Below are 20,225 nucleotides of genomic sequence, written 5' to 3'. Positions count from 1 at the left end.
CTTCAAAGCTCAGATAAGCAGGAATTTCACCATGGCCCGTATTGATGAGACCCGCCCTTTCCTGCCGGTGAATATCGCGGTGCTGACCGTCTCCGACACCCGCGACCCCAGCACCGACAAGTCCGGCGATACGCTGGTTGAACGGTTGACCGGGGATGGCCATCGTCTGGTTGACCGGGCCATCGTGCCCGACAATGTGCATGCCATCATCGCGCGTGTGCGCGGCTGGATTGCCGACCCGGAAGTGGATGTCGTCATCTCTACCGGCGGTACGGGCCTGACCGGTCGGGATGTGACGCCGGAAGCGTTTGAAAGCCTGTTTGAGAAGACGATTGCCGGTTTTGGCGAGATGTTCCGCATGCTCTCTTACGAGAAGATCGGCACCTCGGCCTTGCAGTCCCGCGCCACGGGCGGGGTGGCGGGCGGCACCTATCTTTTCGCCCTGCCGGGCAGCCCCAGCGCCTGCCGTGATGGCTGGGATCTGATCCTGAAATGGCAGTTGGATAACCGGCACCGCCCCTGCAACCTTGTGGAACTGATGCCGCGCCTGATGGAGCGGTGATGAAAAGGGGTGGTCCCGCAGGCCGCCCCTTTCTTGACCCTCGCTTGGTTTGACGCTCAGGCGCTTGCCTTCTTCTTCCGCTTCGGGGCGGCTTCTTTCGCCGTCACGGCAGCGGCTGAAGGCTTCGCTGACAGATAGGGTGCCAGATAATGGCCGGTATGGCTGGCACTGCTGGCCGCCACATCTTCTGGCGTACCAGCGGCCACGATCTGGCCGCCGCCGGATCCGCCTTCCGGTCCCATATCGATCACCCAGTCGGCGGTCTTGATAACCTCCAGATTATGTTCGATCACCAGCACCGTATTGCCCTGGTCCACCAGCGTGTGCAGCACTTCCAGCAGCTTGCGCACATCCTCGAAATGCAGGCCGGTGGTGGGTTCATCCAGGATATAGATGGTGCGGCCGGTGGAACGACGCGCCAGCTCCTTGGCCAGCTTCACGCGCTGTGCCTCCCCGCCTGACAGGGTGGTGGCGGGCTGACCGATCTTCACATAACCAAGCCCCACCCGGTCCAGCGTTTCCAGCTTGTCGCGGATGGATGGCACCGCGCGGAAAAATTCCGCCCCTTCCTCCACCGTCATATCAAGAACATCGGCTATGCTCTTGCCTTTATAGAAAACTTCCAGCGTTTCGCGGTTATAGCGCTTGCCGTGGCAAACATCGCAGGTGACATAGACGTCGGGCAGGAAGTGCATCTCAATCTTGATGACACCATCGCCCTGGCACGCTTCGCACCGCCCGCCCTTGACGTTGAAGCTGAAGCGCCCTGGCCCATAGCCGCGCGCCTTTGCTTCCGGCAGACCGGCGAACCAGTCGCGGATGGGGGTGAAGCAGCCGGTATAGGTTGCAGGGTTGGAACGCGGCGTGCGCCCGATGGGTGACTGGTCGATATCGATCACCTTGTCGATATTCTCCAGCCCATGGATGGCGTCATGCTCCCCCGGATGCTCCCTGGCGCCCATCAGCTTCTTGGCCAGCGCCTTGTAAAGCGTTTCGATGATCAGGGTGGATTTGCCGCCACCCGACACGCCGGTGACGCAGGTAAAGGTACCCAGCGGCACCTTGGCGGTCACATCGCGCAGATTGTTGGTGCGGCAGCCCACCACTTCCAGGAACTGGCCGGGATGGCCGGGCCGGCGCACAACCGGCACTTCGATCCGGCGACGGCCGGACAGATATTGGGCAGTCAGGCTGGTCGGATGCGCCATCACCTCCGCCGGGGTGCCCTGGGCGATGACCGTGCCGCCATGGACGCCGGCACCCGGCCCCATATCCACCAGATAATCGGCCTCCCGGATGGCATCCTCGTCATGTTCCACGACCACGACCGTATTGCCGATGTCACGCAGGCGCTTCAGCGTGGTCAGCAACCGGTCATTATCGCGCTGGTGCAGGCCGATGGAGGGTTCGTCCAGCACATAAAGCACGCCGGTCAGGCCGGACCCGATCTGCGACGCCAGCCGGATACGCTGGCTCTCGCCGCCTGAGAGGGTGCCGGAGGCGCGGTCAAGCGCCAGATATTCCAGCCCCACATTGTTGAGGAAACCAAGCCGCTCGTTGATTTCCTTCAGGATGCGGGTGGCAATATCGCGTTCCTTCTGCGTCAGATGCGCGTCCAGTTCGCCAAACCATTCGCCGGCCTTGCGGATCGACATGCGGCTGATTTCCGCAATGTTCAGGCCGCGCACCTTCACGGCCAGGGCTTCCGGCTTCAGCCGCGCCCCACCGCAGGCTTCACAGGGTTGGGAAGACTGGTACTTACCCAGTTCTTCCCGCACGAAGGCGCTTTCCGTCTCTTTCCAGCGGCGTTCCAGATTATTGACCACGCCTTCGAAGGACTTCTTGGTCTCGTAAGCGCGCATGCCATCATCATAGCGCATGGTGATGGGGTTTTTGCCGGACCCGAACAGCACAGTATCCCGTACCTCCTTGGGCAGTTTCTCCCAGGGCAGGTCCACATTGCTGTTGAAATGGCGGCAGATGCTTTCCAGGGTCTGCAGGTAATATTGCGAGGTGGAATTGGCCCAGGGCGCGATGGCGCCCTGACGCAGGCTCAACCGTTCATCCGGCACCACCAGCATGGGATCGAAATAATGCTTCGACCCCAGGCCATCGCAGGCGGGGCAGGCCCCGAACGGGTTGTTGAAGCTGAACAGGCGCGGTTCCACCTCCTCAATGGTGAAGCCGCTGACCGGACAGGCGAATTTGGCTGAAAACACCGTGCGTTCACCGCTGTCGGCATCCTCGGCGAAGATCAGCCCGTCGGACAGTTCCAGCCCGGTCTCAATAGAATCGGCCAGCCGGTTGCCCAGGTCGGCCTGCACCTTCAACCGATCAACCACCACTTCGATATCATGCTTCAGCTTTTTATCCAGCGCCGGCGCATCTTCGATCTCCATCAACTCGCCGTCGATCTTCACGCGCTGGAAGCCGCGCTTGCGCAGCTCCGCCAGTTCTTTCTTGAACTCGCCTTTCTTGCCGCGCGCAATCGGGGCCAGCAGATAAAGGCGCGTGCCTTCCGGCATGGTCAGGATACGGTCCACCATCTGGCTGACCGTCTGGCTCTCAATCGGCAGACCGGTGACGGGAGAATAGGGGATGCCGATGCGTGCATAGAGCAGGCGCATATAGTCGTAAATCTCCGTCACCGTGCCGACGGTGGAGCGGGGATTGCGGCTGGTGGTCTTCTGTTCAATGGAGATTGCCGGCGACAATCCCTCGATACTGTCCACATCCGGCTTCTGCATCAGTTCCAGGAACTGGCGCGCATAGGCGGACAGGCTTTCTACATAGCGCCGTTGGCCCTCGGCATAGATCGTATCGAACGCCAGGGATGATTTGCCGGACCCGGACAAGCCGGTGATCACAACAAGGCTGTCGCGCGGCAGATCCACATCGACATTCTTCAGGTTATGCTCACGGGCACCACGGACGGAGATATATTTGTTCATGGCGGTCGGTCTGGCTCCAGGCCCGGTATCGGGGATCAATGCGGACAGGCGAGAGAAGATAAGGATGATGCAAGCCTTGCCAAGGCAGGCCGTTGCGGGGCTGCTAGGCGTTCATGGCGCCTTCCATCCGGGCCACCAGCTTCTTGGGCGCCACGGCGCGATAACTCTCCCCCATCCAATGGATCAGACGGGGTACATCCGGTTCAGACCCTTCCTGATAGATAAAGGTAACCCAGCCGGATTTACCCAGCCCATAGCCTGTGGGTGTGGCTTCTGGCAGATCCAGGGCGAAATCACGGGAGAAGGGCAGCTTCATCGAGAGCCGTAAGCCCCCTTTCTGTTGCGCCAGAAAGAGGAATATCTTGCCCCGGACCTTGAGCACCCGGTCGCCCCAGGGGAAATCTTCCACCGCTTCCGGCAGGGACAAGGCGTTGTCAAGCAAGGCTTTTTCCGCCTCGGGGAAAGCGGGACAAGGGGCGGCGCCGGTCATGGCTAAAACCTCCGCAACGGCGGTTGGTATAGAATGGGCTGCACCATGACCCGTTCCGGGCCAGATTGCAATGTTCTTGTATTGTTCGCAAAACCGAGATTTAATTAATCCAGTGGCAATGACCGGGGCTGGTCTTATAGTGTGCGGCACGAACGGCCCACCTTATGGGGGCCTGATCCTATTTTGCGAAAGAGCGACACATGGCGGGCAGCGTCAACAAGGTCATCCTGATCGGCAACCTGGGTAAGGACCCGGAGGTCCGTTCCCTGCAGAATGGCGGCAAGGTTTGCACCCTGCGCATCGCCACGTCGGAGACCTGGAAAGACCGGGCCACCGGCGAACGCCAGGAGCGTACCCAGTGGCACAGCGTCGTGATCTTCAATGAGAACCTGTCCGGCATTGCGGAGCGCTATCTGCGCAAGGGCAGCAAGGTTTATGTCGAAGGCCAGTTGGAAACCCGCAAATGGCAGGACCAGCAGGGGCAGGAGCGTTACACGACGGAAGTGGTGCTGCGCCAGTTCCGGGGTGAGTTGACCCTGCTGGATGGACGTGAAGGCGGCGGCGGGGCCGGCGGTGGCTATGGCGGCGGCGGTTATGAAGATCGCGGCGGTGATTTTGGTGGCGGTGGTAGCAGCGCTGGCGGTGGCTATGGCGGCGGTTACGAGGACCGCGGTGGCGGCGGCGGGGGCTATGGCGGCAGCAGCCGTGGTGGTTCCTCCTCCGCCCCGCGGAGTGGTGGTGGGGGTGGCAGCAGCCGGCCCAGCCCGGCCGCTGACCTGGATGACGAAATCCCGTTCTGAGCCGGCACCGTTCTACAGTGTCTGGGCGATGCCATCCGGATTTAAGCCAGAGATTGGTGCCGGATGGCTTTCCCAGTTGAATGGAAACAGCGTGAGAAATGCGCGTTTGCCGGCCATGATGGTTCGTGCGTCTTTAGCGCTTTTGAGAGCCTCTAAAAGCAACTTTTCCGTCTGCCCGGCGCTCACAGTGCACGTTATATTTGCGTGGTGAGAAGGAAGCGCTGGCGGTCCTGACTGGTGCGCCGCCGGATCTCTTCCAGTTCCCGTTTCTCGCTGGCGGTTAGCATCGCTTCAAACAGGCGGTGGAAATGTTCGCGCATGGCTGCGCGCGATGCCGCAGGGTCGCGACGCCGCAAGGCTTCCAGGATGGTCGCATGCTCGTCGGTCCGGGCCTGGGCGTCGGAGACGCACACACTCTCATAAACATCCCGCACGCGGGGTAATTCCGTCCGCATGCGCCAGAGATTCTGGACCGTATGTTCCACCACCGGGTTGCCACCCAGTTGCGCGATGGTCAGGTGAAACTGGCGGTCCAGTGCGTCGCCGGTCTCAATATCGCCATGCTTCACGGTACCCATCTTGCGGACGATCTGCTCCAGCTTGGCCAGACCTTCTTCCGTCATATTGGCAGCGGCCAAGGCTGCGGCTTCCGCCTCCAGCACCGCGCGGGCAGCGGTCAGTTCAAAGGCAGAGACGTCGGGTAACTGCGTGCCCGCTTCGCCTTTCGGCTTTTGCACATAGGCGCCTGAACCGATCTTGACCGTGATATAGCCCAGCGCTTCCAGGGCGATTTCCGCCTCCCGGATGGTGACGCGGCTGACATTGAACCGCTCGCTCAATTCCCGCTCACCGGGCAGGCGACTGCCCACGGGAAATTCCCCGCTTTCAATCAGGTCCATGATGGCCTTGGTGACGGTCTGGTATAGACGCTGCTTCACTTTGGTTTGGTCCTGATCCCTGCCATTGGTCTGGAATGTCATTACCATAGGTACGGGATGGGGGCAAAGCTACTCCTGGTTCGCCCCCATCGTTTTAGTCATGCTTTAGAAACGGTAACGCGCGCCCAGATAGTAACGCGGGCCATAAAGATGCACCTCGCGCACGCTGCCGCGGATGGGCATGTCCTCCACCCGTTCGGCATTGTTGATGTTGGACCCTTCAAAGGACAGGCTCAGATTTTCATCGACCCGCCATGTGGCGCGGAAGTCGATGACACCGGCCGAGCGGACTACCCGGTTCTGGGCCGCCGACCCGACAAATTGCTGGAAATAGGGTGAACGGTATTTATAGATACCCTGCAATTCCACCGGTCCTATTTCATAATAGACCGAGCCGGAAAGCACATGTTTGGACAGGCCGAAGATGTTGACCGGATCAATGATGCCAGGAATGGTCTGGCCGGTGACAGGATCATATTGATCGCCTAGGCGCAGGTCTTCATTCTCGTAATTGCTGTCAGCATAGTTGTAACTAGCCTTCACGCCCAGTCCGTCGAACGGATGGGGCAGGTCGGAGAAGCGATAGCTCCCGGAGAGTTCCAGACCATAGATGCGGCTCTTGCTGTCGCTGGTCTCGGTCAAGATGACGGGCACTGTGATATCACGCCCACCGACATTGAACTGTTCATTCACAACGCGGTTGGTGAAACCGCCCTGGAACTTCTTATAGTAGATCGCGGCGCTGAACAGGCTGTCGCGGTTCAGATAATATTCGAAGGAGAGATCGGCGTTCCAGGAGAGCAGCGGCCTGATCTCCGGATTGCCTGCCGCCGTGATGGAGCGGATCGCCTGTTCCACAGTAGTGAAGCTGGTGCCGCTTTCCAGGTTGATGGTGCGTCCGGCCCCCAGATCTTCCGGATCGGGGCGCGACATCGCCCGGAACAGGCCGAGGCGGATGCGGAAATCATCCGCCATATCAAAGGCAGCGTTGAAGCTGGGCAACCAGGCGTCATTCTTGCCTTTATAGGTCAGGCGTTCAAACTCTCCATTGGATACCAGCCGGATGGTGTTATCCGGATTGGTGACCACATCGAACCCACCGCGCAGACCAATGGATGTTACCGCCGTGTGGACATAGCGCAGGCCAAAATTGCCGCTGACCGGCACATCCCCCAGATCCAGCGCATATTCCGCCATGCCATAGCCGGCTGTGGCCTTTTCCACCATGTCGCGGTTGCCGATGGCGCGCATGTCGTCGTTGCGACCGGGATCGGCGGTGCCGATCAGGGAGTTCATCAGGCAACTGGCATCGAACGCCGCCCAGGATGAAATGGGCGTGCCCTTGGCATCCTTCATGAAATCCTTCTGCGGGAAGGCGATCTGGCAGGCCCGGTTGGCGGCGGCGTTCGCGGCTGTGCTGGTGATATTATATTCCCGGCGATCCTGGGGAATGTCGCGGAACAGATGTTCGCTGTAACGGCCGCCAACCTTTACGGCCGTGATCGGCCCGTCTTCCAGCGTATAAACCGCGTCCAGCTTGCCGGCATCGATCTGGTCCCAGCGGATCTGTTCGGTGCGGCGCACGCGGGCGGCGGCGCTGAAATTGGCGTGCCGGTTCACGTCATACCCACCGCCGACGCCGATGGTGGGGAGCCAGCCAGAAGAGGCATCATAGGTATAAGGCACGCGCTGGCCGCCGATAACGCCGGCAATAGGGGCGCCATTGATGTCGGTAGCGCTGGAGCGCATACGTACTTCCCGGTCCACGCGGGAACGGTAGGTGTCGGACCAGCCATAATCGGCCGAAACGGTCAGGGCGTCGGACAGGTTGACCGCGACATTGATACCTCCCCCCTCATATTTCTCGATCTGGGAACGCTCCATCGGCGTAGATTCCAGCGTGCTGTTGCCGGAATAGGCGAGAAGGGCGCCATTCTCATCGACAATGCGGTTGGTCATACCCCGCAATGCTTCTGAGAAATTCAGTTGCTGGCGATTTTCCCAGAACTTGTAGACTGAGTTCTGATAGTCGAGATTGATATCCAGCCAGTCGCGCGGGCGCCATTGGATGGAGCCCATATAGGCTTCACGATCATCATTCTCTGTGATCTGGGAGAAGGTGCGGCTGCCGGGCGCCAGATAGAAAGGTGTTCCCGCCGGCGTCGCACCAGAGGCGTAGCTGGCGGGTGTTACTTCCGGGCAATTGGCGGTGGCAGCACTGGTCACATTGGCGTTGCAGGCAACCCAGGTGGAACTGGACGTATAAAGTTCCTCCGGATTGTTGCTTTTTCCTTTCTGCACACCGAATGCGATGCCCAACTCGCCAGCATTGCCGAAATCATACTGGTCGACATAGGTGCCTGTACCGCGCCAGCCCAGGCCATTCTTGTCGTTCAGCCGCTTGTCATAGGATTGGTAGATGCCGCGCCCTTCCACCTGGATGCGCTGCTTGCCGAAATCCAGCGGCTTCATGGTCTGCATGTCGATAATGCCCGACACGCCACCTTCCACGAAATTGGCCTGCTGCGATTTGTAGATGGCAATGCCGTTGATCAGTTCCGAGGGGAACATGGAGAAATTCACCGACCGGTCGCCGGAGCCATTGCTGGCTTCGCGCCCATTGAAGGTGGTGGCGCCCAGAAAGGGTCCAAGCCCGCGCACGGCGATTTCTGACGCCCCGCCTTTTTCCCGGTGGGTGGCGGCGCCGGTGATATTCTCAATGGCTTCGCCCACCGACAGGGCCGGGATATCGCCAATATCGTCCGACGACAGCACGTCGGACACGACAGAAGCTGCGCGCTTCTGTTCGATGGAACTCTGGATCGCCGCGCGGACACCGGTCACCACAATCTCTTCCAGCGTGTCATCCTCGGCCGCCGGCGCAGGTTGTGCCTGTCCATAGGCGGTGGCGGTCATGGCTGCGAGCGCTACGCCACAGAATAGACCCAGGCGCACCATGCCGGCGCGATTCATCATTCGCTTCCCCACGCGTTCCTCCCTTGCTTCTCTGTCTTGGTCACAGGTTCTTGTTAAGCAAATCCCTAAATCCGCCTGACCACCATGTCAACCAGATTTCCATGCCAATTGGTCTGGCAAAATATGAACCAATTATTCAATCCAATGGTCTCGCCTCGGTAAAGCGGTATGCAGAGCAGGGTGGGGGTCGGGAGAACGCCGTTTGGAGCTGATCCGCTCGATAGGGCCAAGTGCTCCTAGATCATTGGGTTGGTAATTTGGTATATAAAACAGGTTGACATATTTTTCTAAATTGGTCTGAATGCGCGTCGATCCGCTGCGAGGTGATGATGTCCAGCGCCCTCTTGTCCCTTTGCCGCCTGTCTATTGCCTTGCCGTTGCTGGCGGTGCTGCCCGCCTGTACGTCGCAGATGGCGGACCCGATGGCGCTATCGGCCATGAAGCATGGCCGGGTCCTGCTGGTTCATGACCAGGCGCAGTTCCAAGCGCTGATGACCAGCGTCAGGCCGGGTGACCGGCTGGTATTGGCGGACGGAGTATGGCGGGATTTCCGCGTCGATTTCTTCGCTGAGGGGCAGGAGGGCGCACCCATCACCCTGGCGGCGCAGACACCGGGCAAGGTGATCCTGTCGGGCCGGTCCAGCTTGCGGCTGGCGGGTTCGCATCTGGTGGTGACGGGGCTGGTTTTCCGTGACGGCTATACGCCCACCGGGGAGGTGATCGCGTTCCGAGGGGAGAAGGGGGCCGTGGCCACCCAGTCCCGTGTCACAGAGACGGTGATTGATGGCTATAACCGCCCGTCCCGGCAGGAGAGCGACCATTGGGTGGCGCTCTATGGCAGCGACAACCGTTTTGACCATAACCATCTTGTCGGCAAGACCAATCAGGGGGCGACACTGGTGGTGGTGCGGGAACCACGCTACGGCCTGGATAACCGGCACCGCATTGATCACAATTATTTCGGCACCCGTCCCAGCCTGGGGTCAAATGGCGGTGAAACCATCCGTGTGGGCACTAGCCACCAGTCACGCAGCAATAGCGGTACGGTCGTTGAGTATAATTATTTCGAGCGCTGCGACGGGGAAGTGGAGATCATCTCCAACAAATCCGGCGGCAATATCTATCGCGGTAATGTCTTTGTGGAATCTGCTGGCGCCCTGACCCTGCGTCACGGCAACGGCAATCTCGTTGAAGACAATGTCTTCCTGGGAAATGGCAAGCCCCATACCGGCGGCATCCGTGTCATTAATCGCGACCAGACCATCCGCAATAATTATATGGAAGGCTTGGCGGGGAGAAGTTTTGCCAGCGCCATCGCGGTCTTGAACGGCGTGCCCGGCGGGCCCATCAACCGGTATGATCCGGTGGTGAATGCCAGCATCACCCGTAACAGTATTGTCAACGCCGCTTCCATCGAACTGGCGGCGGGGGCCGATCAGGAACGTTCCGCCCCGCCGACCAATAGCCGCTTCACACAGAACCTGATCGTGGGCGCGGAAGGGGCTGAGATTTTCCGTGTCCTGGATGATGTGGCCGGCATCGCCTTCGAGGGCAATGTTCAGACGCCGGTGCAAAAGCCCGCCTTGGCGGTTCCCGGCATTACCCGCCATCCTGTGGAATTGGCCCGCGCGCCCAATGGGCTGCTCTATCCGGTTGACCCGGCTTTGTCCGGCATCGGTGTGCGGCGGGATTTGCAGCCGGTGGCGAAGGAAGATGTCGGTGTCTCCTGGTATGCCAAGGATGCGGCGCCAATCGGCTTCGGCAGTGGCCGCACGCTGGAAGTTCCGCCCGGTGACGGCACCCTGTCCGCTGCCATCGCGAAGGCCGATGCCGGTGATGTGCTGTTGCTGCGCCAGGGGCTGTACCGGGTGGATGAGGTGCTGGCCGTCTCAAAGCCGCTCTGGCTACGGGGGGACGGTGAAATCCGCTTCACCCGTCCCAGCCTGTTCCGGGTGGAGGAGGGGGGGAGCCTGCGCCTGACCGGCGTCACCATCAATGGGGCCGATGCGCCGGATGCGACTGGTAATGCCGTGATCCGCACCGCCGACGGTATGGGGCGAAATTATGAAGTGCGGCTGGAGAACAGTGTGTTCACCGGCCTGGATGTCAATAAGGCGTTCCACGTGCTGGCGGCGGGCAAGGGCACGCTGGCTGGCTTCATCCAGGTGGATGGATCAACCTTCACCAACATCACCGGGACTGTGCTGAAGCTGGATGCCGAAACCGATGATCTGGGGCTGTATAACGCCGAAAGCGTCGAAATCACCCGATCCTCTTTTTCCGATGTGACTGGCGGTGTCCTGTCGCTCTATCGCGGTGGCAAGGATGAAAGCACGTTCGGCCCCCGGCTGGATTTCACGGGCAACCGCGTGACCAGGGCGGGCACGGGCCAACAGGCCCCCTCCTTACGCCTTCATGGTGTCCAGGCTATCCGCATCACCGGCAACCGTTTCACCGATAGCGGCATGGTCAGCGTCGTCCGCACGGTGGGGGAGCCGGTCATTACCATCCAAGACAACGAATTCACGGGCACACCCAAACCATAAGCCCGGACAGTTCCAGGGAGGAGCAACATGTATCACCGCCATTCGTTCGCCATGGCCGCGTTTGCGGTGCTGGCCGTGGCACCGGCAACGCAGGCAGCCCCCGCCGATCTCGCCCCCGTGCTGGTGGACGAGGCCGGGCGACAGGCCATGCGCGATGCCAGGCAGAACCCCCTATTCGCCGCCGAGCTGGCGCGCGCCATGGCCACTGTGGAGGCAGTACGCCAAGCCGGCATCCAGGTGCCGGTGCCCAAGGACCCCGGCGGCGGCTACACCCATGAACAGCATAAACGGAACTTCCGCGCGCTGTACGAGGCAGGCGCGCTCTATGCCATTACGGGCGATAAAGCCTATGTGGATTTCAGCCGCGATATGCTGCTGGCCTATGCCGAAATTTATCCTGGCCTGGGGTCGCATCCGGCGGGGCGGGGGGAAATCCCTGGCCGGCTGTTCTGGCAGACCCTGAATGACAGCAACTGGCTGTTCTACGCCGTCCAGGGCTATGACGCGGTACGTCAGGCCATGGCCGAAAAAGACCGTAAGACTATTGAGGATAAGGTGTTCCGGCCCATGGCCCGGTTCCTGTCCGAAGGGTCGCCGCGGAACTTTAACCTGATCCATAATCACGCCACCTGGGCCGTCGCAGCCGTGGGCATGACGGGCTATGTGCTGCGCGATACTGACCTTGTGGAAAAGGCGCTGCTGGGCCTGGACAAGTCGGGTTCGGCTGGTTTCCTGAAACAGGTGGACCAGCTTTTTTCCCCCGATGGCTATTATGAGGAAGGGCCCTATTATCAGCGTTACGCGCTGCTGCCCTTTATCGGCTTTGCCCGCGCCATTGAACAGAATGAACCGCAGCGTGGCATCTTTGCCCGCCGCGATGGCGTGCTGCTGAAAGCGGTACGCACTAGCGTGAACCTGACATATGGCGGCCTGTTCTTTCCGCTGAATGACGCGATGAAGGATAAGGGGCTGGCGACAGAGGAACTGTATCAGGCCGTCGCCATCGCTTATGCCCGGAGCGGCGATACAGGTTTCCTGTCCGTGGCGCAGATGCAAGGCAAGGCCGTGTTGACGCCTGACGGGGCCGCCCTGTCGGCGGCGGTGGCGGCGGGCAAGGCCACGCCATTCAATTTCACTTCGCAGAATTTGGGCGATGGGCCGGATGGCACCCATGGCAGCTTGGCCATCCTGCGTGCCGGCACCGGGCCGAAACAGCAGGTGCTGGTGGCCAAGAACACGGCGCAGGGTATGGGCCATGGCCATTTCGACAAGCTGTCCTGGATTTTCTACGATAATGGCGGCGAGGTGGTGTCCGACTATGGCGCTGCCCGTTTCCTGAATATCGAAACCAAGGCCGGCGGCATCTATCTGCCGGAGAATAAAAGCTGGGCCAAACAGACGGTGGCCCACAATACCTTGGTGGTGAACGAAACCAGCCACTTTAACGCGGATTTGCGGCGTGCCCAGCCGGTGGCGCCCACGCCCCTGTTCTTCCATGCCGATGATCAGATGCGCATCGTCTCGGCCCGGATGGAGGGGGCTTATGACGGGGTGGGCTTCACCCGCACCCTGGCCCTGCTGGGCCATGCGGATCTGGATCAGCCTGTCGTCATCGACCTGATGAAGGTACGGTCGGATAAGCCCGCCCGGCTGGACCTGCCCCTGCATTACCAGGGCCATATCATGGATGTCGGCTTCCCGCTTGCCTCCAATAATGAGGTCCGGCCGGTATTGGGCAAGGCGTCGGGCTACCAGCATATCTGGGTGGATGCGACGGGCACGCCGGATGCCGGCAATGCCACACTGACCTGGCTGTTGGGCAACCGGTTCTATACCTACCGCTTCCTGCCGCAGGCGGGCGCCACCGCGATCCTGGCGGAAAGCGGGGCCAACGATCCCCAGTTCAACCTGCGCCGGGAACCAATGCTGATCCAGCGGCTGGATGGCGCCCGCCAAGCCAGCTTCGTCGGCGTGCTGGAACCGCATGGCGAATATAATGGCGCGGCCGAATATACGCTGCGCGGGCGCAGCCGCGTTGCCGGCCTGTCGCATGTGGCGGGGCCGACGGGTGACGTCATCACCCTCACGCTTCATACCGGTGCCCGCCTGCGTCTGGCCGTGTCTGACAATCCAGCCGCCGATGCCCGGCACGCGGTGACTGTGGAAGGCACGCCCGTCCGCTGGCAAGGCCCCTTTGCCCGGTTCGATGTGAAGCCATGAGCGGGAACCAGAAACCGGGGAGGATAAGGCCGTGAAGCTGCCCAATCTCAGATGGCTGATCATCGCGCTGATCGGCGTGGCGACGGTCGTCAATTATATCGACCGTAATGCGCTGGCCGTGATGTGGCCGGAAATCGCACCGCAGATCGGGGCGACTAAGGAAGATTACGCCCTGCTGGTCACCATTTTCATGCTGTTCTACGCGCTGGGCCAGTCGCTGTTCGGGCGGCTGTTCGACCGGATCGGCACACGGATCGGCTTTGCACTCTCCATTGCCGTGTGGTCGGTGGCAATTGCGCTGCATGCGCTAGCCAGTTCGATCATGGCGTTCAGTCTGGTCCGCGCGCTGCTGGGCGTGTCGGAGGCCGGGGCCTGGCCCGGTGCAGCGAAGGCGAATGCCGAATGGTTTCCCGTTAAGGAACGGGCCTTCGCACAGGGCCTGTTCAATGCCGGCGCGTCGCTGGGTTCCATCATTTCGGCACCGCTGATTGCCATCCTTTATCTGGCAATCGGCTGGAAGGCGACCTTCCTGCTGGTCGGCCTCTTGGGATTTGCCTGGCTGGTCCCTTGGTTGCTGGTCTATCGCGCCGGGCCGGAAGGGCATCCCTGGATTACCGAAGCGGAGCGGGCACATATCCTGTCCGGCCGGCAATCGGCGGGGGCAGCGGCTGACAGCGACTATGCCCCGACCTGGGGGCAGATCCTGCGTCACCGGGAAAGCTGGGCAGTCATCCTCTGCCGTTTCTTCATCGATCCGGTCTGGTGGTTGTTCGTTTCCTGGCTGCCGATCTATCTGGCAGAAACCTTTGGTTTCGATATCAAGCAGATCGGCCTGTTCGCCTGGGTTCCCTATGTCGGCGCTATGTTGGGCAGCCTGTTCGGCGGCTGGCTGGCCGGACGCCTTCTGCACCGGGGCTGGCAGGTTGGAAAGGTGCGCCGCACGGTTATCACCCTGGGTGGGGTGATCATGCTGCCGTCTTTGTTGCTGACGGCCAGTGCGGCTACGCCCCTGGCGGCGGTTCTGCTGATCGCGGTGATTCTGTTCGGGTTCCAGACCGCTATCGGCAATATCCAGACCCTGCCCAGTGACCTGTTCTCAGGCCGGTCGGTCGGCACGCTGGCCGGCATTTCCGGCACGGCGGCGGTGGCCGGGGTGCTGATCACCACTTGGCTGGTGCCGGCAATGACCGCCCAATCCTATGCGCCGATCTTCGCGCTGGGCGCGTCGCTGGTGCCAATTTCCGTTCTTTCCGTCTGGCTGCTGGGCGGGCGTCTGACGCCCGTACGTCCGGACGGGTCCCCCCCATCGACGTAAATATCAAGGAGCAGGAGCATGAAGCTCAAGGACAAGGTTGCCATCGTCACCGGTGGCGGCCGTGATATCGGCCGCGCCGTATCGCAGCGGCTGGCCGCCGAAGGGGCCGCCATTATGGTCAATTATTACAATGACGCTGACAGCGCGGCGGAGACCGTCAGCGCCATCCAGGCCGCCGGTGGCCGGGCCATCGCGCATCGTGCCGACATGACCAGGCCGGAGGAGGTCGACGGGCTGGTGGCGGCAACCAAAGCCGCCTTTGGTGACAGGGTGGACCTGCTGGTCAATGTCACAGGGGGCCTTGTCGCCCGCAAGCTGCTGGCTGACATGGATGCCGATTTTTTCAGCCATGTCATGGACTTGAACGTCAAATCGGCTTTCCTGGCGACAAAGGCCGTGGTGCCGCTGATGCAGCAGGGCGGCGCTATCGTCAATTTCTCCTCCCAGGCCGGTCGTGATGGTGGGGGGTTCGGCGCGTCCGCCTATGCCACGGCCAAGGGGGCGGTGATGACCTTCACCCGCGCCATGGCAAAGGAGTTGGGGCCGTCAGGCATCCGCGTCAATGCTGTCTGCCCCGGCATGATCAGCACCAGCTTCCACGACCTTTTCACCAAGGCGGAGGTGCGCAAGAATGTTGCCGGCTCCACCCCGCTCCGCCGCGAGGGGGAAGCGACGGAGGTAGCGGATCTGGTCGCCTGGCTGGTCTCGGCAGAGGCGGGCTTTGTCACCGGTGCTTGTATCGACATTAATGGCGGCACCTTCTTCTCTTAAAGGTGCGGTTCTGTGATGGGACGGCCATAAGGACCGTCCCATCCACCTGCCTAGCTTACTTATTCGTCTTTTTACCGCCGTTCGGCAAAGGGGCCGATCATCGCGCCGATAAAGCCGCCGGCGCGTTTGGTGGAAAGGATGGTGCCGTCGACATTCGTCAGCACCGGGCGCCACACGCCATCCGCCTCTGCGACATGGAAATCATATAACTCCCCCTTTGCCGTGATGCGCAGCCGCAACGGCCCGTCTGCTGTCACTGGCAGCATGGCAATCAGGCGACCGTCTGTCGGCTCCTGCTTGCCGCTCCGGACCGCAAGGCGGACAACGCGACCGCTATCGCCTTTTTCCACGGTGAGGCGATACCAGTAATCATTGCTCTGCACGGCGGCCAGACCGGCCCGCTCACCGGCCAGTTGCGGGGTAAAGTCCAGTTCCGTGGTGATGCTGGCATTCATATGCTGCTGTCGCCGTGCCCAGAAGGCGGGATTGGCCGGGTCGGACAGGCCGACCGGCGTTGGCCTAAGGGTCAGCATCCCTTTATGGCTGGTCAGGTCGTACCAATCGCCTTTGGGATTGCGCGGGGTCATCCAGTAAAGCGGCATCTGCGGCTGATCGAAATCATCCCGAATGGTGAAGGGACCGCTGGTTGGGATGGCGGGTGCGGGCTGTGTTGGCAGGGAAGGGCGCGGATGCACCAGGGCAATCGCCTCCCCCGGTTCCGTCATGCGCGGCCAGCCGTCCACCCAGCGGACCGGCAGGAGGAACGTATCCCGCCCGGTATTATAAAAATCATCGCGATAGGGCCGCACGGCCAGGAAAGTGGCCCACCAGTCGCCATCCTGCGTCTGTACCAGATCGGCATGGCCGGCAGAGGTGATGGGGTGCGCCCGATCGGCTGGCAGGTCGCGCTGGGTCAGGAACGGGTTGTTGGGGCCGGGGCTGTAGGGCCCCATAGGGGATGTGGCACGGAAGGCGACCTGGGAATGGTTGATCGCCGTGCCACCTTCCGCCGCTGTCAGGTAATAATAGCCGTCTTTGCGGAATATATGCGGGCCTTCAATCCAGACCGGCTTCTGCGTGATATCGACACCGCCATTGACCAGTAGTTTCCGGGGGCCGAATGTCTTGATGTTCTTGACATCGAATTCCTGAATCCACAGCGCGCGATGCCCGCTATAGAGCGGTTCCCCCTCTGGTGGGCCATTATTGATGATATAGGCGCGGCCATCGGCGTCGAAGAACAATGAGGGGTCAATGCCGCCTTCCAGATCGGGCAGCCAGACCGGATCGCTCCACGGGCCGGCGGGGTCCTTGGCGGTGATGATGAAATTGCCGCCGCAATCGACACAGGTATTGATGATGTAAAACAGGCCATCATGATATTCGATGGCCGGGGCGAAAACGCCGCGCGACAGCCCAAGATCCTTGAAATCCAGCATGCCGGGCCGATCGATGGCATTACCGATCTGTGTCCAGTTCACCAGATCGCGGCTGTGGAAAACCGGCAGGCCGGGAAACCAGGTGAAGGTGGAGGTGACGAGGTAATAATCCTCCCCCACCCGTGTGACCGAGGGGTCGGGATAATAACCCGCCAGGATCGGGTTGCGGTAATCACCCGGACCGGGTGTCGCCACCGCATCCGATGGGTCGGCCCCCTGATATTCCACCCAGGCAAAGCGCGCTTCGCTGACGCGGGTTTGGGTGCTGGCTGGGGCGCTGGCCAGCAAGGCCAGGGCCAATGAAGCAGATAATGTCCACCATGCCGGTTTCATGTTTCCTCCCTTTATCCATGCTGTCCCTTGTCTGCCGTGCCGATGGAAAAGCAGGATGGGACAGGCTTTGCGCATTGCTATCCACGCATCATGTATACTACCATACCAGTCGTGAGCCCGTTTTGCCCCGATAAATGATAACGCTACCAAATTTTGCGTGACGGGCCTTGGCAGTGTGCGACCGGTGATGAACATCGGCGTTGAAAGATGAGGAAACAGCCTTGATCCAGGATAGAAGCGACGTTCACGTCTTCACCACCGACAGCCGTGCCGTGCCGGCCCGTCCGCGTCCCGTCTGGGGCAGCAAAGCCATGGCTGCCGCGCTGATGGCCTTGCTGGTCGGGGTTCCCGCTGCGCGTGCCTGTACCACGCCGGTCAGCGTTTGTGAGACGGCGGTGCCGGGCAGCCTGTCGCTGATTGCGGCCGGGCGGCCGCTGCCGGTTTTTGTGGATGGGGCTGTTGATCCGGCGGTGAAGCATGCCGCCGCCAGCCTGCGGGCCGATCTGGGTCGGGTCAGCGGCCAGGACGCGGCCGGCCTTTCGGCACTTTCCGATGCGCAGGGGCCGGTGGTGATCATTGGCGTGCTGGGCGCCAGCCCCACGATTGATGCGCTGGTAGCGGCGGGTAAGCTCTCCCTGCCCGATCTGGCGGGGGAGTGGGAAGGTTTCCGCCAGGTGGTGGTGGAACAGCCAGCGCCGAATATTCCGCGCGCACTGGTGATTATCGGGGCCGACCGGCGGGGCGCGGTCTATGGCACCTATGATTTGTCGGAACGGATCGGCGTTTCCCCCTGGGTCTGGTGGGCCGATGTGCCGGTGGTGCAAAAGCGCGATCTGCATATTGTTGCCGGGACCAGGGCTGACCGCCCCCGCGTCAAATATCGCGGCTTTTTCATCAATGACGAGGACCCCGCTTTCAGCGGATGGGCCAAGGCCAAGTTTGGCGGCATCAATGCCGATCTTTATGGTCACGTGTTTGAATTGCTGCTGCGGCTGAAGGGTAACTATCTGTGGCCGGCCATGTGGGCGCCCAAGGCATTCAATGATGATGATCCGCGCAACATGGTGCTGGCTGATGAGATGGGCGTCGTCATGGGGACGTCGCACCATGAGCCGCTGACCCGCGCGCAGCATGAATGGCATCGCAACAAGGATCAGGGCATTACCGGTGGCCGCTGGGATTACACGGCCAATGCGGAAAATCTGCGCGCCTTCTGGCGGGGCGGCATTGAACGCATGATGTCCAAGGGCGATGGCAAAGGCTATGAAAGCCTGCTGACGCTCGGTATGCGCGGCGATGGCGACGAGCCGATGGCCGAAGGCACGGCAACCCAGCTTCTGGAAAAGATCGTCGCCGACCAGCGCCAGATCATCGCCGATGTGACCGGCAAGCCGGCGGACCAGACCCCGCAGCTCTGGGCGCTCTATAAGGAAGTGCAGGATTATTACGATCACGGCATGCGCGTGCCGGCGGATGTGACGTTGCTGTTCGCCGATGATAATTGGGGCCAGATCCGCCGCTTGCCTGTGGCCGGGCGCGACCCGCTGGACCGTCCCGGCGGCTATGGCGTCTATTATCATTTCGACTATGTGGGCGCGCCGCGGAATTATAAATGGCTCAATACGGTCCAGATTTCCAAGGTCTGGCAGCAGATGAACCTCGCTTATGAAAGCGGGGCCCGCAACCTGTGGATCGTCAATATCGGCGATATCAAACCCATTGAGTATCCGCTGGATTTCTTCCTGGATATGGCCTGGAACCCGGAGGCGATGTCGCCGGCATCCCTTGCCGCATATCCGCGTGAATGGGCCAGCCGGACATTCGGTGCCGCGTTGGGGCCGGAGATTGCGGAAATCATTGCCACCTACGGCACCTATGCCGCGCGCCGCAAGCCGGAACTGATCGACCAGGATAGTTTCCCCATAGGGGAGGGGATGGGGCCGGTCCTGGATGGCGGCCCGTTCGGCCAGATGGTGGATGATTGGCGCGTGCTGGTCACCAAGGTGGAAAGCGTCAAGGCGCGGCTGCGGCCGGACCAACTGGATGCCTATTTCCAGCTCGTCGAACATCCGGTTCTGGCCCTGTCCAACCTGTATGAAATGTATTACGCGGCGGCCTGGAACCGCCGGCTGATGATGCGCAACGATCCACGCGCCGATTATTTTGCCGTCAAGGTGGAGCAAACCTTCCAGCGTGATGCCGACCTGACCGCCCAGTATCACGCCCTGAAGGGCGGCAAGTGGGATGGGATGATGAACCAGATCCATATGAGCTATGTGATCTGGCAGACGCCGACCCGCCAATCCATGCCCAGTGTCAGCCGCGTTTCCGCCGACACACCGCCGGATCGGCTGGCGGCGCAGATCAAATTCACCCAGACCCGGCAGGTTGATCCCAAGCTGGTGGAATTGCCGGCGTCTGCTTTTGCCCGGGCCCGTGCCGGCAAGGGCCTGTCCTGGCAGATATTGCCCCATCTGGGGCAGGGGAATGCCGTGGTGGCACTGCCACAGGGCCGTCCGGCAACAACGCCCGAGGATGGCGTGCGGCTGGAATATGATGTGACGCTGGCAGCGACAGCACCGGTCCATGTCACGCTGCGGCTTTCCCCGACGCTGGACACGACGGGAGGGGATGGCATCCGCATCGGGGTTTCCATTGATGATGGGCCTGTCCAGATCGTCACCTCGGACCTGATCCCGACACCGGGAGGGGTGACGAAGCCGCAACAGGCAGCCTGGATGGAGGCGGTGAAGAACAATTCCCACACTGTAGAAGCCCGCTTCCCGGACATGAAGGCTGGCCGGCATGTCGTGAAGGTCTGGCGCCTGGATGATAATGCGGTGCTGGAACGGCTGACCATCAGTCAGCATTGACCGAGCCCGTA

12 protein-coding genes are annotated in these 20,225 nt (G+C 61.3%); 7 read left to right on the top strand and 5 right to left on the bottom strand.

What is annotated here, in order from left to right:
- Nucleotides 1–31: 31 nt before the first annotated feature.
- Nucleotides 32–562 carry a molybdenum cofactor biosynthesis protein B gene (gene moaB / locus G473_RS0119530; RefSeq protein ID WP_029014485.1) on the top strand — a complete coding sequence of 177 codons (531 nt, stop codon included), beginning with the start codon at nt 32–34 and terminating at the stop codon, nt 560–562.
- 56 nt (nt 563–618) lie between these two features.
- On the opposite strand, the gene uvrA is transcribed toward moaB, so the two are convergent.
- Both uvrA and G473_RS27950 read right to left on the bottom strand, forming a co-directional pair.
- Nucleotides 619–3,513 (bottom strand): excinuclease ABC subunit UvrA, encoded by a 2,895-nt coding sequence (gene uvrA / locus G473_RS0119525; RefSeq protein WP_029014484.1) that lies wholly within the window; start codon nt 3,511–3,513, stop codon nt 619–621.
- A 103-nt stretch (nt 3,514–3,616) separates the two neighbouring features.
- The gene (locus G473_RS27950) at nt 3,617–4,003 is read right to left on the bottom strand and encodes an MmcQ/YjbR family DNA-binding protein (RefSeq protein WP_051330496.1); all 387 of its coding nucleotides are present in this window, start codon (nt 4,001–4,003) and stop codon (nt 3,617–3,619) included.
- Nucleotides 4,004–4,203: 200 nt separating this feature from the next.
- On the opposite strand from G473_RS27950, the gene ssb reads away from it, so the two are divergent.
- The gene (gene ssb, locus G473_RS0119515; protein WP_029014483.1) at nt 4,204–4,803 is read left to right on the top strand and encodes a single-stranded DNA-binding protein; all 600 of its coding nucleotides are present in this window, start codon (nt 4,204–4,206) and stop codon (nt 4,801–4,803) included.
- A gap of 194 nt (nt 4,804–4,997) precedes the next feature.
- On the opposite strand, the gene G473_RS0119510 is transcribed toward ssb, so the two are convergent.
- Together G473_RS0119510 and G473_RS0119505 are read right to left on the bottom strand one after the other, a co-directional pair.
- Entirely contained in the window at nt 4,998–5,741 is a 744-nt protein-coding gene (locus G473_RS0119510; protein WP_029014482.1) for a FadR/GntR family transcriptional regulator, read from the bottom strand.
- A 105-nt stretch (nt 5,742–5,846) separates the two neighbouring features.
- On the bottom strand, nt 5,847–8,717 hold the full coding sequence (locus tag G473_RS0119505) for a TonB-dependent receptor (RefSeq protein WP_029014481.1): 2,871 nt from the start codon (nt 8,715–8,717) through the stop codon (nt 5,847–5,849).
- A gap of 326 nt (nt 8,718–9,043) precedes the next feature.
- Between G473_RS0119505 and G473_RS27945 the strand changes: the two genes are divergently transcribed.
- The 4 genes from G473_RS27945 to G473_RS0119485 are packed head-to-tail and all read left to right on the top strand — an operon-like array spanning nt 9,044 to nt 15,569.
- Nucleotides 9,044–11,263, top strand: a complete 2,220-nt coding sequence (locus tag G473_RS27945; RefSeq protein ID WP_051330494.1) for a polysaccharide lyase 6 family protein — start codon at nt 9,044–9,046, stop codon at nt 11,261–11,263.
- A 27-nt stretch (nt 11,264–11,290) separates the two neighbouring features.
- Nucleotides 11,291–13,483, top strand: coding sequence for a heparinase II/III domain-containing protein (locus tag G473_RS0119495; RefSeq protein ID WP_029014480.1), 2,193 nt, complete (start codon nt 11,291–11,293; stop codon nt 13,481–13,483).
- Between the two features lie 31 nt (nt 13,484–13,514).
- Entirely contained in the window at nt 13,515–14,798 is a 1,284-nt protein-coding gene (locus G473_RS0119490) for an MFS transporter (protein WP_035708389.1), read from the top strand.
- 18 nt (nt 14,799–14,816) lie between these two features.
- Nucleotides 14,817–15,569, top strand: a complete 753-nt coding sequence (locus G473_RS0119485) for an SDR family NAD(P)-dependent oxidoreductase (protein WP_029014478.1) — start codon at nt 14,817–14,819, stop codon at nt 15,567–15,569.
- A 71-nt stretch (nt 15,570–15,640) separates the two neighbouring features.
- Here G473_RS0119485 and G473_RS0119480 read toward each other — a convergent pair whose 3' ends face one another.
- Nucleotides 15,641–17,341 (bottom strand): glycoside hydrolase family 43 protein, encoded by a 1,701-nt coding sequence (locus G473_RS0119480; RefSeq protein WP_035708385.1) that lies wholly within the window; start codon nt 17,339–17,341, stop codon nt 15,641–15,643.
- A gap of 221 nt (nt 17,342–17,562) precedes the next feature.
- On the opposite strand from G473_RS0119480, the gene G473_RS27940 reads away from it, so the two are divergent.
- A complete protein-coding gene (locus G473_RS27940; protein WP_210163370.1) occupies nt 17,563–20,214 on the top strand; it encodes a glycosyl hydrolase 115 family protein in 2,652 nt (883 codons plus the stop codon).
- Nucleotides 20,215–20,225: the final 11 nt, after the last annotated feature.

The sequence above is a fragment of the Niveispirillum irakense DSM 11586 genome, from assembly GCF_000429645.1.
GTDB lineage: Bacteria > Pseudomonadota > Alphaproteobacteria > Azospirillales > Azospirillaceae > Niveispirillum > Niveispirillum irakense.
The sequence above is the reverse complement of the archived record's forward strand: the minus strand, read 5'-3'. Positions and strand labels throughout refer to the sequence as shown.